Annotated in this window: 16 protein-coding genes; 10 read left to right on the top strand and 6 right to left on the bottom strand. The window is 45.1% G+C overall.

Annotation, left to right across the window (positions count from 1 at the left end; genetic code table 11):
• The first annotated feature begins 50 nt into the window (after positions 1 to 50).
• Positions 51 to 452, top strand: coding sequence for a hypothetical protein (locus ACJJIC_RS17710; RefSeq protein ID WP_444909083.1), 402 nt, complete (start codon positions 51 to 53; stop codon positions 450 to 452).
• Positions 453 to 974: 522 nt separating this feature from the next.
• Positions 975 to 1451 (top strand): hypothetical protein, encoded by a 477-nt coding sequence (locus ACJJIC_RS17705; RefSeq protein ID WP_444909084.1) that lies wholly within the window; start codon positions 975 to 977, stop codon positions 1449 to 1451.
• Positions 1452 to 1479: 28 nt separating this feature from the next.
• Here ACJJIC_RS17705 and ACJJIC_RS17700 read toward each other — a convergent pair whose 3' ends face one another.
• On the bottom strand, positions 1480 to 2421 hold the full coding sequence (locus tag ACJJIC_RS17700) for an IS110 family RNA-guided transposase (protein WP_444909085.1): 942 nt from the start codon (positions 2419 to 2421) through the stop codon (positions 1480 to 1482).
• Positions 2422 to 2811: 390 nt separating this feature from the next.
• Between ACJJIC_RS17700 and ACJJIC_RS17695 the strand changes: the two genes are divergently transcribed.
• The 5 genes from ACJJIC_RS17695 (at position 2812) to ACJJIC_RS17675 (ending at position 5036) form a co-directional block, all read left to right on the top strand.
• Positions 2812 to 3129, top strand: coding sequence for a transposase (locus tag ACJJIC_RS17695; protein ID WP_445357536.1), 318 nt, complete (start codon positions 2812 to 2814; stop codon positions 3127 to 3129).
• A gap of 29 nt (positions 3130 to 3158) precedes the next feature.
• A complete protein-coding gene (locus ACJJIC_RS17690; protein WP_445357535.1) occupies positions 3159 to 3395 on the top strand; it encodes an IS3 family transposase in 237 nt (78 codons plus the stop codon).
• A 71-nt stretch (positions 3396 to 3466) separates the two neighbouring features.
• Positions 3467 to 3757 carry a DDE-type integrase/transposase/recombinase gene (locus ACJJIC_RS17685; RefSeq protein ID WP_445357906.1) on the top strand — a complete coding sequence of 97 codons (291 nt, stop codon included), beginning with the start codon at positions 3467 to 3469 and terminating at the stop codon, positions 3755 to 3757.
• Positions 3700 to 4023 carry a GNAT family N-acetyltransferase gene (locus ACJJIC_RS17680; protein ID WP_444909087.1) on the top strand — a complete coding sequence of 108 codons (324 nt, stop codon included), beginning with the start codon at positions 3700 to 3702 and terminating at the stop codon, positions 4021 to 4023. The genes ACJJIC_RS17685 and ACJJIC_RS17680 overlap by 58 nt, the downstream gene beginning before the upstream one ends.
• Before the next feature lie 584 nt (positions 4024 to 4607).
• Positions 4608 to 5036, top strand: a complete 429-nt coding sequence (locus ACJJIC_RS17675) for an MAPEG family protein (protein WP_445357534.1) — start codon at positions 4608 to 4610, stop codon at positions 5034 to 5036.
• A gap of 1044 nt (positions 5037 to 6080) precedes the next feature.
• Here ACJJIC_RS17675 and ACJJIC_RS17670 read toward each other — a convergent pair.
• The 5 genes from ACJJIC_RS17670 to ACJJIC_RS17650 all read right to left on the bottom strand — a co-directional run bounded on the left by ACJJIC_RS17670 (position 6081) and on the right by ACJJIC_RS17650 (position 11583).
• Positions 6081 to 7433: a HupE/UreJ family protein gene (locus tag ACJJIC_RS17670; protein WP_445357533.1), complete on the bottom strand. Its 1353-nt coding sequence runs from the start codon at positions 7431 to 7433 to the stop codon at positions 6081 to 6083.
• Between the two features lie 30 nt (positions 7434 to 7463).
• Positions 7464 to 9215: a hypothetical protein gene (locus ACJJIC_RS17665; RefSeq protein WP_444909090.1), complete on the bottom strand. Its 1752-nt coding sequence runs from the start codon at positions 9213 to 9215 to the stop codon at positions 7464 to 7466.
• Positions 9216 to 9578: 363 nt separating this feature from the next.
• Positions 9579 to 10190, bottom strand: a complete 612-nt coding sequence (locus tag ACJJIC_RS17660; protein ID WP_444909091.1) for a TPM domain-containing protein — start codon at positions 10188 to 10190, stop codon at positions 9579 to 9581.
• Positions 10190 to 10951: a TPM domain-containing protein gene (locus ACJJIC_RS17655; protein ID WP_444884204.1), complete on the bottom strand. Its 762-nt coding sequence runs from the start codon at positions 10949 to 10951 to the stop codon at positions 10190 to 10192. The genes ACJJIC_RS17660 and ACJJIC_RS17655 overlap by 1 nt, the downstream gene beginning before the upstream one ends.
• A 20-nt stretch (positions 10952 to 10971) precedes the next feature.
• A complete protein-coding gene (locus ACJJIC_RS17650; protein ID WP_445357532.1) occupies positions 10972 to 11583 on the bottom strand; it encodes a LemA family protein in 612 nt (203 codons plus the stop codon).
• 86 nt (positions 11584 to 11669) lie between these two features.
• Between ACJJIC_RS17650 and ACJJIC_RS17645 the strand changes: the two genes are divergently transcribed.
• Genes ACJJIC_RS17645 through ACJJIC_RS17635 form a run of 3 tightly spaced genes read left to right on the top strand, consistent with a single transcriptional unit; the run spans position 11670 to position 13650 of the window.
• Positions 11670 to 12206, top strand: a complete 537-nt coding sequence (locus ACJJIC_RS17645; RefSeq protein WP_444909093.1) for a YaeQ family protein — start codon at positions 11670 to 11672, stop codon at positions 12204 to 12206.
• 14 nt (positions 12207 to 12220) lie between these two features.
• On the top strand, positions 12221 to 12703 hold the full coding sequence (locus ACJJIC_RS17640; RefSeq protein WP_444909094.1) for a YajQ family cyclic di-GMP-binding protein: 483 nt from the start codon (positions 12221 to 12223) through the stop codon (positions 12701 to 12703).
• Between the two features lie 11 nt (positions 12704 to 12714).
• Entirely contained in the window at positions 12715 to 13650 is a 936-nt protein-coding gene (locus ACJJIC_RS17635; protein WP_445357531.1) for an esterase-like activity of phytase family protein, read from the top strand.
• The last annotated feature ends 206 nt before the right edge of the window (positions 13651 to 13856 follow it).

Below are 13856 nucleotides of genomic sequence, written 5' to 3'. Positions count from 1 at the left end.
GCTACACTACGTTTCGCTCGCCTGTGCGCAGAGCGTTAAGGTTTCAAGCAATGAAATACATTGCGGTTCTACTTCTTGGTCTTATCTGCCAAGTGACAAATGCTTGTGAAATACCGCAGGAAACCACTGCCCACTTGATAAAAAATTCGAAAGGCATTTATGTAGGGTATGTCACTAGCCGCAGAGTAAAAAGCATCGAAAATGTTACTGAAGACCAATTCCCTCCCATAGAAATATCGGGCCTATATGATCGCACCATTATAGTATCGATCGTGGAAACATTATTAGGCGCCGGCTCAGAAAAGAAATTAATCGGAATTGAGCTTGGCTCGTGCGGTTCTCCTAATGTCCAGGTCGGAGAAAAAATAGTAGCTTTTCATATGAGTTCTGGTTTGTGGCAAGTAAAGAGGATAGGGGTAAATCCTAGTGACATCCGGCCCCGTAAACCTTAACAAAGCCGGGCAGTTTGCTCCGGGCCGACGGCCCTCCGCGGGACAGCTTACCTTGTGCACGTTTTGTGCAGGTCGCTGCGTTCCTATTTTCGCGCAAAAAGCGTACAAGGTAAGCTGCCCCTGCCGGCGTCGTTATTGTGGCGGTCAATTTTTAGATCGTATGTAGTTGCTGCAAGTACCAAGCTCTACCTGAACACTCTCCTCCAGAGAGTTTATCTGCAAGCTGGCACCGTAGTTTCGCTCAAGTGCCTTCGTTTAAAGCAAGTAAGCCCTGCAATTCAGTTGCACCATTGTGGAGTGCCAATCAGCTAGTTAACTGGTTGGAAAAGTATGGTATTTTTCCTAGTAAATTTATCGGGCAGTGGCCAGCCAGCGGTGGCTGGCAGAGAGCAAGTAGGTTGTTCAGTGCGCGCCAGCTATAACCAGGCCAGGCAAGCTCGCCCAGCCGGAGGCTGGGCTGGACAGCTTACGCTCCGCTTCGGCTGCCCTTTCTGGCAACGTTAGCCACTTTAAGGAAGTTCTGTGGAAGATATCGATTTTATAAAATGGTGGGGCGCGGTAGTTGCAACGATTGCTCTAAGTTGGAATTTCTTTAATTTCTTTTTGAGTAACGCCCGGATGAAGGTAAAGTTAAAGCCAAATACTTGCTACCCAGACTCACGAGTAATTTCTAAAGAAGTGTCGGAGCATGGCACAAGCTCCACTTTGGCATCCTACTGCCATAAAGAAATTGTCAATGTTGGTAGAGTTGCTGGAACAATTACAAAAATTGAGGCCAGCCATACCTCCAAAAATGGATCGACTTTAACCAAAACAGATCAGAGGTTTCAAAGTCACACGCATCAGAACTTTCCAATACTTCTAGCCCCTGGTGAGATTTGGAGCGGTCGTATTGAAATGGAGGATCTAATAGATCTTTCAAAATATGGCAAACTTATTTTTAGCGTTGAGTTCGGGTACAGGGATCGCCCAGTCAAAGTCCACGCGAGGATTGGTTAACAAGTGACTATGGTCCTTTGTCAAGTATTTAAGCCATTTTCTCATCCCAGTAAGTGTTGTTTTTTACCATCGTATTTAGAATGGTAAGTTGCTTCCTCATACATGCGATAAGGGCCACTTTCTTTGGTTTACCGGCAGCGACCAGGCGCTCATACATTGGCTTTAATATAGGGTGACATTGTATTGCTGACATCATAGAAACAAACAAAACCGTGCGTACACGATGTCGCCCACCTCGAATATAGCGTTTACCCTGGAAGCTGCCGCTATCACGATTCATCGGGGCGACACCCACAAGTGCCGCAATCTCTTTGCGGTTCAACTTGCCCAGTTCAGGAAGTTCGCTCATTAGCGTGTAAGCCAGTACATTGCCGACTCCTTTAGCGCTTAATAAGAGATCGCGTTTTTGTCGCCATTCGGCAACACTGTTAACAAGTTTATCAAGTTGCTTATCGACCCCTTCTAGCTCTTTCTTGATGGCTTTTAAGATAGCCTGAATGGGCTTGTGAACAGATTTGGGCATTCTTTTGAGACGATTCTTTTGCATTGTGCTCATCTCTAAGCACTGGTTCCTGACCGTCAGTAAATCACTAATATTTCTAAGTTTTTCTGGTTTGATTGATGACAATCTTGGCTTCATTGCTTCACCAAAATGTGCGATATCAATTGCATCCAGCTTATCTGTTTTTGCGAGCCGCCCCGCTGACTTTGCAAAGTTTCTTACTTGTGAAGGATTGCAAACAACTATCGGCAGTCCCGCTTTATGAGCAGCACAAACGAATTCTAATTCTAGTCTTCCTGTAGACTCTATTAATACTCTTTGGGGTTTAAGAGGTTGTAGTTTTTTAATGGCCTCCTTGATGCCATTTTTATCATTGGCAACACTAAAGAAATGGCCAGTAGGTCTCACATAAATATCGAGTTGTTTACTGCTGGTATCGATACCGACATTGATCTCTTGAGGTTCCATAAGATAAGCTATCTCCGCCTTGCTATTCGAGCTTGAGGCCCACATGACTATTCGAGTTATGCCTAGTGAGTGCTTATCACGTTCATACTTGTTATCGGTCTTTTACGAGCCGGCCAGGCAGCGAACTGTGATAAACAAGGCCTTCGCTGGCCGCCGAAGGTGGGTCTCAATTTACCCGTTAGCGAAAAGGATTTTCAACATCAGAATCGGGCAAGAACAACCATACAAGCAAAGGCAGTATCTCCCTTCGGACGCTCTAATACACACCGCTGCACTGGGCGTTATACTCTCTAGGGCCATGATTGATGACTTAACAAAAGGATTGGACTCAGAGGGAGCCTAACCCGTTTTTACACACACCTCCACCTAACTGGTATGGGGAGGCGTCTTATGGCACGAAGAAAACACTACAACCGTTACGATGACGATTTTAAGGCAACAGCGGATACCCCCGGTGTACTAGCAAAACACGTGACTGATGCTCTCGATATCCATGACGTGATGCTTTATCGTTGGCGCATGGAAATGCGGCGGGGGCAGATCATGGCAAAGAAGAAAAACATAAACATAGATTCTGAGGTAAAATCCGAGCTGAAGCGTCTCAGGAAACTGGAGCAGGAGTACAATCTGCTTCAGGAAGGGCGCGCCCTTTTAAAAAAAACCACCCGATTCTCTTTACTACAAAAAAGGAAATCTTCGAGTTCATAGATCAAAACAGGGAGAAGCACAGTATCGCAATGATGTGCCGGATCTATGACGTCACCCGTGATGGATACAATTCTTGGCGCCGCCGGGGCATGTGTGAACATCGACAAGAATATAGTGAGCTGTTTGCACATATAAGATCAATTTTTAACCGGCATGATGGCTGCTGTGGTAGTCCTAAGATCACCCAGGATCTGAAAAAGAGGGGTATAAAAGTTGGTCAAAAACGGGTGGCAAGGATCATGCGAAATCATGGTCTTAGGCTGTAAAATCGAGGCTCTATACGGCTAGGCCAGGTACTTACAGACATGTTTACGGGATCACATGTAAGATATAGGGAATCAAGCTAACGTGCCCGAACCAGCTATGGGTAGGTGATGTTACTTATATAAAGCTCAGAGATGGCAGCTGGCAGTATTTGTCAGTAGTCGTGGATCGCTACAGTAGGAGGGATGCCTCTCTGACACTGGCTAGTATCGATAGGGCGGTACGAAACCGTGGACATCATCCGAAGCTGATCTTTCACTCTGACCGTGGCAGCGAGTACTTATCGGGTCAATTTCGTGAGCGATTATGCCGATTCGTTTTTTATGTTATGGCAGTTCTATCAATATCATCAGAGCTCCTTTAATTTGGAAGATATTGATAGTAGAGGTCGGTACTATAGATGAAGAGCATCTAAGTGATGTGATATCTGGCAATGTAGAATGTGATGCATTTGTTGTTCTGGTTGAAGGTGGAATTGCTGGTATTGTAACTATAGAGCAAGCCGAAATTGTTGGTATGGAAATGCCGGAATTGTCTGATATCTTTGTTCTTCCAAAATATCGCAATCAACGGGTGGCAAGTAAAATAGTTAGGGTTTTATGCTTAAGGAAACCGGGCAGTGGCATATGACGCAGTCTATTAGGGGGATACTTTTACATTTCAGTTTTGGGGGTGTTGTTTCAAAAGTTAATGTAGAAAAAGTCAGTAAGATTGAGCCCTCTGAAACTCCAGAGTTTTATGAGTGTGTGGTAACAAATATCTGATAAATAGAGGTGTTTTTTTAAATATAAGTTTTTATCGTGCAGCAACATTTTGATAAAGTTAATTTACTGTACGTGATAGATGGAGTTGGGGTTTGGTTTTTGTGGGGTAAGTGATAGGATTATTGAGGTGTTGCTTATTGCGCTTGAGTTGAGAGTGGTTGAGACCGGTACCCTTGCTGCTAGATATTCAATAAAAGTTAGGCGTAACGAAAAAATATCGATGAATATAGAGGCCAAACCCTGGATGCTTAAGAAAATTAGGTGTCATCGTTATTGGTAGGTCTCAATAGGATGGTTGAGGGAATCCGTATCTGCTATTGCATGTTGAATTAGATTAAGTTTGATAGCTTTTGCTTGGTGGGTGAGGTGATATAACTTAAGCTTTGTAATTTTGCTTCCCTAAAGGTCCGGTTCATTATTGGAAAATAAAAATTAAATGTTGGAAATAAGATGAATTCAACGGTTCAATTAATTCAGCCAGTAGTGGCTTTGCTGGTTTGGTCAATGGTTATGTGGTTTTGGATGTACGCAACAAGATTGCCGGCGATTGCATCTATGAAAATGAAGTTGGATTCTGAAGTGCCATCCGGAGTCCAGATGTCACAGCTTCCGGCAAGGGTTAGATGGAAGGCGGATAATTATAATCATTTAATGGAGCAGCCTACTCTATTTTACGCAGCAGTTTTCTCATTGGCTTTTCTAGGCGCAGCCACGGAGTTTGTCGTTTATACTGCTTGGGCATATGTGGGTTTAAGAGTGATTCATAGTCTTGTTCAGGCTTTAGTGAATATAATAGAATTTCGCTTTGTTGTCTTCGCTTTATCCAATATTCCCTTGGTAATCTTAATATATAAAGCAGCGATTCAAGCCTTTAAATAGTGATTAAATAAAAGCAAAACTATTCGTTATATTTTGGTACTTGTTATTGGTTAAGGTGATATTACCTTGGTAAAGCTAATCTGACTTGGTGTGTGGCCACTGGCCCAGTTTTGCCGTCGAAGAAAGAGTGCTTTACCAACCCATCTGCTAAGGATGATCATGTCCCCCGAGATTGAATGTTTGTAAGTTGTAAATGGAGGGAAGCATCTTTTTGGTTACTAGTATTTGTTCTAGATTGACCTAGCCTAAGAGCAGGCCTTCTTGTTTGTGGGGTAGGTGGTTTTAATTCTGAGTAACTAGGGGGCGGTTGTATCCCCATTTTTTCTGTGTAAGTTTTCTGTTGTTCGTTTTTAGCCTGTTTAATGGAAATAGTATTGTCGATTAACAGGTGGGCAAATAATACAAGGAGCTATTCTTCTAGGGTGTAGATTTGGTAGTCATGCATGCTGAGAGACCTCCAGTGGGGTTGTAGCGAAGTGGATTTATTTATCCCGGCTTGTGCAGTGCAAAATACATGAACATCTGTAAGAGTTTCCAGTGTTGGAGGGCATTTAGGCGCCCGTGCAGAATCCCTGATTCAATTAAGTAAATGCAATCTGTCTCGAAAAATACACTAAGATATTTATGAGGGAGTATTAATTTATGATGATATCGGTGATTTTTTCCTTTAGATTAATAGATATCATTTGTTCTGAGATGCCCATATGTTATATGGATGCTATTTTCATTCAGCTCTAAGTAGGGTGTGGTCGAATTTGTTTTTGGTTGTGAGGCAGGGGGGGAAGTGGGTAATGGCGTGCAGAATGCACTCTGCTGGTGAGTTTAATAAGATCCCTTGGGGGCGAATAGCGATGGTTATAAAAAATAATACCTTGTTGTTGGCTTGTTCCATTGAGTCTATAGGGGTGGTTACCTTTTCGGTTCTTGGTTACAAATCCAGTAAATAGAGTGCTACTTGATTTGTGGCTGTCTTTAACTTTAAATTGTTAGATTTATTGTTCGATATAATGAGGCTTATAACTTGCTCTCTGATGAAATCATGAATTAGATTTTACTGTTGCTGATTGTAATATTGGTTCTGGGTTGGTTTTCTTGCTGTATGGCGTTCACCAATTCATAACCCCTCTCAAAAGTCCAGAGTAAGGCAATGGCGCAGCATATAGTGGCAATTGTGTAGCGTAGGTTAGATTCCCAGTTTTTCTGTCGACGTCTGGCTAAATAAAGCAGAGGCCAGATTGCTAAAATTATTAAAATTTGACCAGCCTCTACGCCGAGATTAAATGCTAACAAACTCTGCCAAATATTAGGTGAGTTGATGTTGAGTATTTCATGTAATACAAAGGAAAATCCCAGTCCATGCAGTAAGCCCAACATCAAGGAAGTTAAAAAGATTGTACGCTCGGTGGATATAGAGGCGATCGATTTTTGTCTCATTGAAAGCCAAGCAATATAGATTATGGAAATGGCGATTCCGGTTTCAATCAGTGGGACAAACCAGACAGTGCTAGGAATAAAACCAAAGAAACCTACGGATAGGGTAATACTGTGGCCGATAGTGAAGGCCGTGACACGCCAGAATAATAAGGGGAGAGCGAGGGCACCAAGACTAAGACAAAGTACAAAAAGCACATGATCTAGCCCCTGAATAATATGTACCATGCCCTCCTTTAGAAAGGTATTGATGGCATCTATACTGGAATAGCGGATTTGAACAGGCTCTCGCATTAGCCCCCTAGAGCGGAAAATCTGGATTTTTCCAGGGTTATAACTGAGGATTAAATTTGCAGTATTTTCTTGATCGGGAAGCCCTGGATTCAGGGAGCTAAAGAGTTGATATTCTTCCAGCGGTTGCTGAGTAGGGTAATGGATGTGGATATCAACCAGTGTGTCACTGACATGGAGCGAGTTGTTAAGTGCCATCTGTGCAAAGTTATTAGAAAGGGCTCGTTTTGCCTCTGCAAGTGTGGCAAAGGCTGGCTCGTTGCCAATAGGATAAAGGCGTACTGACTTTACATGCCCTTTAAGCTCCTGATCAGTAGAGAGGATATGTGTCGCTGCTGCGGCAATATTGCCCACCCCCTCAGGGTCGATCGTGAATTGTTCGACATCCACATAGTGAACCAGCCGATCATTTTCCAAGCTGTTGCGAGTATATGGTACTTGATATGGAATTTTCCCCGAGTAGGGATCAATACCATGTTGCGCCTTATCCGCCAGTAAATAGGAAAGAGGCAGTCTCATATAGAGGCTGGTTCCATTGATGGTGTGCTCAATATGTAGAATTCTTATATTTAGGTTTAGTGAAAAGTGGGCTTCAGTGATTTGAGATATTACAGATAGGTGGAGAGCCAGAGCAAAAGAGAGGAGATTAATTAAATTTGAGATATTTTTTTTCATGGCACTTAGTTGCCAACTCTAGTGGCAGGCTTATCGTATAGATAGTGGTGTAAAGGCGGATATCTTCCAATACTTGTCTGATTGGGTTATTTCTATACTTGCACGAGTTTCTCGCGGTAATTGCTCCATATGTCCCCAGCTGTAATCTTCAATCATTGAATGCCACTTCCCAACAATTCTGAAAATTTTATTTCCGTTTAGGATCATTTGATCTGCGTGCTCAATTTCCAGGTCACGGATAGATCTAATAGAACCCTTATTGCCGCTGTTGGTTAGAGGTTGGTAAACTTGTGACAAGTTTGCGACGGTAAAATCAAAATTTTCACTGCTTACTAGATTGGCAAGCTGGTCGTTTAATTTTTCACTTTGAGGTTCTTCATAGGCAGCGGAAAGGCGATCAAGTATTGTCTCGGTAATTTCTTTTATTTCTTGCTTGTTTATGGTTCCGGGCAGGGGGATGCGCAGTTCACTTGGAAGGGTGTAATAAATGGGTACGGCACAAATAATTACAATGCCGTAAAAGAGTATCGGATGTTTGTTTTTTGTCTCAACCTTTTTGCTTCGCAGGGTGAGAATGAAAAATACTGCAAAGCAGAAGGAGAAAAGCACCGCCATGGGTATGGCCGCTATGGTATTCTCAATGGGGATTGGATCACTATTGGGAGCACGGTAATCATATAAATAATTGCGCCATTGAATGTCGGGAAAGTCCGGCATAACATGTGTTGGGAAAGGACCAGCCGGATCTTGTATTAGTGTGGGAACTGATTTGATAGATTCTGTAAAGAGGTTCCAGTCGATAGTAACACTTTGTGGTAGCTCCTTAACATGATATTTTTCCCGGTAACCGATCAGTAATGAACCTATCTCGATCCGCTCATGCTCTCCTATTGTGGTAAAGCCTGTATCGTTTGCCTTGAGAAAAACTGTTTCCGTGCTGATAGGTTCAACCAGCGTTTGGTTGATGCTAGTGGGATTTTTTTTCTGTAGGAATTTCTCTGTAGTTGCTCTTAACTCTTTTCTTCGCTTGGCTGTAAGGGGCTTCCAGGCATCAAAGGGTTGGTCGGTCCATTGTAATAAATCTCTTGGGCGCAATAAAATTTCGTGGCGAACCTGGCGAGGTTCCACGTAGAGGAAAGACCTAAGGGGATAGCGATTGTGCCGATTTATAGCTTGGTTTTCAAAGCGAGTATTCCAAGGATCTCCCCAATCAATTTTCAGCTTTTCTATTTGAGACAAATATTGAAAACTGCTTACTGATGTGTGGCCGTGTTGACTGGTAAATCCTATTGTGGCTAAGACAGCCCCATCGGAATCCAGTGGTGGACGTATTTCCAGATTGCTCAAGCCTTTTATTGGAAACTCGATATCTGCCAACAGTATGGTTTTGTCGGCTGGAAAATTCGGCCTTAGCAGGCCTGTCCTTGGATCTATTCTTCCCGCAAAAGGTGAGTTTCTCGGTTTTCTCTCGGCAATTCTGACAGAGGTTATAGTCGGCTCAATTTTACCCTCTGGGGAGTGCACCTCAATGGCGATCTCTTTTTGTGCAAGAGCAAGTCTAGCTATTTCATAAATACTCTTTGTAGGTGGTATTCCCGGCCAAAACGCGTTCGCATCAGCTGCAGAAACCTCTAGGCTGATGTAAAGATTGTTATTGAGTATCTCTATTTCTGCAATATTTGGTGCAGTCTCCGCACCGGTGAGATTGATATAGTCGGCGCAGATAGTGGAGGACAGTGAAGCCGATATAAATAACCAAATTGTAATTAAGATCTTTCTCATTAGGTTTTCTAATTTTTTGGTTGCGAGGAATCACTGTAGTTATAGGCGTAACTAGTATTTGGCGCTGGACTTTTCTGTGAGCTGGATGCTTTCATACGGATATTGAAGTTTTTATTTGACATTTTTTAAGCTTAATATTAATTGCCAGGCCCAGTTAAATTGGCGTGGCTGACTTTGTTTTTATCTGGTTTAGTTTTCACTTTTAATGGGTTTTATAAGTGCATAATCACCATAAGCTTTAATTTTTCATGGGGATTATTGCTCCTTTACAGCAGCTTAGTAGAAGGAGTTGTTAAAGCGTAGGTATAGAAGTATTGTGGCGTTAAAATCACGCCTGAAGGGTAAGTAGGGCAATAAATTAGGTTAGTTAATTAGAATCAGGTGGTTGGGTAACTCATCTTTCACAGCACTACAGGGGGCTGCATCTTTTAATAAGTCTCCACATTGGGAAATACAGAGTAACAGTGCTTCCCCAGCCTTACCGCGCTTAATTTCCCGTACAAATTGCTCGATAATAACCTGCCAGTTGTCGTTGGATACATGCTGAGCCAAGCCGCGATCTGCCAGAATTTCTACATAGTGCTCCGCTTCACAAATAAAAATCAACAGACCCAGTCGATCTTTGGTGCTATGCAGCTCTTGTTCAAGAAATTGACGGCGGGCTAGGTTTGAGGCGCGCCAGTATTTGATCTTTTTGGGTACAAGGCGCATGGTTATCGGCCGCCAGCGAAACAGTACTGCCAGCGCAATAAAGAGAACCCACTGTAGCAGAAAGGCTTGCTGAAAGCTGAGCCACCAGGGTAGGAACTGGAATAGTGGCGATAACAGCAGGGTCAAGAAGGCAGCCCAAAGGGTGGAGATATACAAATAGTTATCGGCTTCCCGCGCGACAATAGCTACCAACTCCGCGTCGGTTTGGATCTCCACTTCTTTGATGGCCTCCGCCACCTGGCGTTGATAGCTATTACTAAGCATTACCATCCTCCCGAAGCACCTCCTCCGCCAAATCCGCCACCTCCTCCACTAAATCCACCGCCTGTACCAGTCCCGGATAAGCCTCCTCTAGGGTGCCCCGCGCCAAAGCCTCCGCTACCATAGTAGCCGCCAAAGCGACCGCGTTTATAATTACGCCCATGAATTGGTGAGCTGAGGACCGAGCTACCAAACAGATGCAGCATTACCAGTAAGAGAAATAGCCCAACTACAAAGGCCAGGCGTCGGCCCTCCTTGGTCTCGATCGGTTCGGCCACATATTCGTTCTTGGTGGCGGCAATAATTGAGTTCACGCCGGCATTAATTCCACCGGCATAACTCCCTTTCTGGAATTCCGGCAGAACCTTGGTTTGAATAATATTGGCAGATAGCGCATCGGTGAGAGCACCTTCGAGGCCGTAGCCAACCTCAATTCGGAGCTTGCGCTCTTTGGGGGCTATCAAGAAGAGAATTCCATTGTTTTTCTTCTTGTGGCCCAGCTTCCACTCTCTTGCCAGTTGATTGGCGTATTCCTCTATGGTGATACCCTGGAGCTCTGGGAGGGTGGCCACCACCAGTTGGTTACTGCTCTCAGATTCGTATTGCTGAATCAATTCTGTAAGTTTGTATCTCTCTTCGGCAGTTAGTAGCTCAGCTTTATCCACCACCCTCCCGGATAGAGGAGGGAGCTGTACCTCGGCCCATAGAGCCAAAGCCAGTAATGCTGTAATGAGCGTCAACAAGGTCAGAAGGGAGCGTGTCATAAGGGTTTCCCGGCGGCCTACTAGAAATTGACTTCCGGAGCCTTCTCGGCCTCTTCGCTGGTGGCCTGGAAGGTCTCCCTCAAAGACATATCTCGATATAGGAGTGCGTGCCAAATACGACCGGGAAAAGTGCGAATCTCACGGTTGTAGCGCTGCACTGCCTGGATATAATCCCGCCGCGAGACACTGATGCGGTTTTCGGTGCCTTCTAGCTGGGATTGCAAGCTGAGAAAGTTTTGATTGGCTTTGAGGTTGGGGTAGCGCTCGACCACAAGCAGCAGCCGTGACAAGGCGCTGGAGAGTTGTGCCTGTGCGGCTTCGAACTGTTGTAATTTGACCGGATCGTTGAGCAGGTTGCTGTCCAGCTGAAGTGAGTTCACCTTGGCGCGCGCCTCGGTTACGGCCTGAAGGGTTTCCCGCTCATGCCCGGCATAGGCTTGAACGGTTTTCACCAGGTTAGGCACTAGGTCTGCGCGACGCTGGTACTGGTTTTCCACCTGAGCCCAGGCGGCTTTTACCTGTTCGTCATAGGTGGGGATATTGTTTACGCCGCAGCCACTGATGAGACTTGCCATCAGACACAGCATGGTGCAGCGCCAAATTAGCAGGCTGTTGCCGGTAGCAGAGGTCATGCGGAATATCCTTATTCTTCCGTAAACCAACCAAGAATAGTCCGCCTCAGTTGTAGTGCTGAAGGTGGCGTAGAGATGGAGCCGAAATGGCACTAAAAGCAACAATTTTCAAAGCCAAGGTGCAAATAGCCGATATGGACCGTGACTACTACGCGGAACACCAGCTGACCTTGGCGCGCCACCCTTCAGAAACAGATGAGCGTATGATGGTGCGCTTATTGGCGTTTGCACACAATGCATCCGAGTTATTGGAGTTTACCCGAGGCCTCTCATCTGATGAGGAGGCGGATTTATGGCAAAAGAGCCTCAGTGGAGAAATCGACCTATGGATAGAAGTGGGTCTTCCAGCTGAGGAGCGCTTGCGCAAGGCCTGTAACCGTGCCGGGCGGGTTTTGGTATACAGTTACGGGCGTCGTGCCGCACCGATCTGGTGGCAAAAGCTGGAGAATCAGCTCGAACGTTTTGACAACCTTAGAATTTACAATCTCGCTGCGGACACCACTGAGCAATTGGCACAGATGGTTGAGCGCAATATGGATTTCAGTATCACCATTCAAGACGGCCATATTTGGTTGGCCGATAACGATCACAATACGGAGATTACTCCGCAAATCTGGAAATAGGAGCCGAGAATTTAATGCCTTCTTTTGACATTGTATCTGAAGTAGACAAGCACCAGCTGACTAACGCAGTGGATCAGGTAAACCGCACTGTTACTAATCGCTTTGACTTTAAAGGCGTGGATGCGGAAGTGGAGATGAGCGATTTCTCTCTGGTGGTCCGTGCCGAGGTGGATATGCAAGTAGACCAAATGGTGGATATGCTGCGTGGTGCCTTGATCAAGTGTGATATCGATCCGCTGGCTATGGATGTAGGTGAAAAAGAGCAGTCTGGTAAGCAGGTTAAAGTGGGTGTGACCCTAAAGAATGGCCTGGATAAAGAATTGTCAAAAAAAATCGTTAAGCTGATCAAAGATGAAAAGCTCAAGGTGCAAGCGGCTATTCAGGGTGAACAGGTGCGGGTTACCGGGAAAAAGCGCGATGATCTGCAACAGGTAATTGCCTTACTTCGTGGTAAGGAACTGGAACAGCCACTGCAATTTAATAACTTCCGCGATTAAATGGTTACACAGTGATCAAAAATTATCTCTCTGGCATTGCTATCGTGCTGTTCTCCCCCTTGCTGGCGGCAGTGGAGATTTCTCCCGCCAAGCTGCAAGCCAGCTATTGGGTGAATAATAGCGAAGGTCTGGATATTTCTGGCCTAAGCTTTTGTGCTGGCAAGTTGCTGGCAGTTTCCGATAAGAATTCTGGAGAGATTTACTCATTAGAGCTCAGCGAAGGTTCCGCCGATCTGGTGTCCTTTTTGCGTTTGAGTGGTCTAGGAGTGCCGGAACGTGACGAGCCTGTTAATGTCTGGGAGAGCTTTAAAGCGTTTTTCCGCCCCGCAGAAGATCTGGACTTTGAGGGCGTTAGTTGTGGTGAGAATCAGATCTTTCTGGTCAGTGAGCATTACAATCGCATTGCCGTGGTGGACCCAGGGGGGAATGCGCGCTGGCAAGAGCATATCTGGTCGGGTGAAGCCAAATCTCAAGGTTTCTTACAAAAGAGCAACGCTTCCAGTGAGGGCCTGGTAAAAGCTGGCGATACTTTCTGGGTGGCGATGGAGCGTGAGCCAAGGGGCCTGTTGAAGCTGGATTCAGATGGAGAGGCCAGCGCATTTACTTTGCCACAGGTAGAGGGTTTAAATTTTGCTGATCGCTCTGAGGATTTAGCCGGCCTGGACTTCTTTAACGGCGCCCTCTATACCTTGGAGCGCAATGCGCACGCAGTTTGTCGCAGAGTATTGCCCAGTCTACGGGCGGAGTGGTGTCTGGATTATCGCTCGCTTGAAGAGTCTCCAGAGCGTGTTTATGAGGAAACCCGCTATGGAAAAGGTGAGGGATTGGCTGTGGGCGAGAAGGGCATTTTTGTGGTGCTGGACAATAACAATGTTGGCCGTGCGCAAGAGCCTGAAGATAAGCGCGCGTTACTGCTACACCTTGCAATGCCGGAAATGGCAAATTAATTGCAGCTCTATTGGCACTATGCCGATAAATTTCGGCGTCACGTTTATTGCGCTCGGCGTCGAACTCTTTTCATTTCCTCTCCTTTTATTTGCCAACTTTTGGCTTGGGTTTAGTCTGCCTCCTAAATCGGGTATCGTATTATCCTCCTTGTAGCGCAAAAATTGTCGATGGGTATTATGGTGGCTATGCTATTTCCTAGTGATTA

The organism is Microbulbifer mixtoriginis (SeqCode) (genome assembly GCF_052468275.1).
This window is presented reverse-complemented; position numbering and strand designations above follow the sequence as displayed.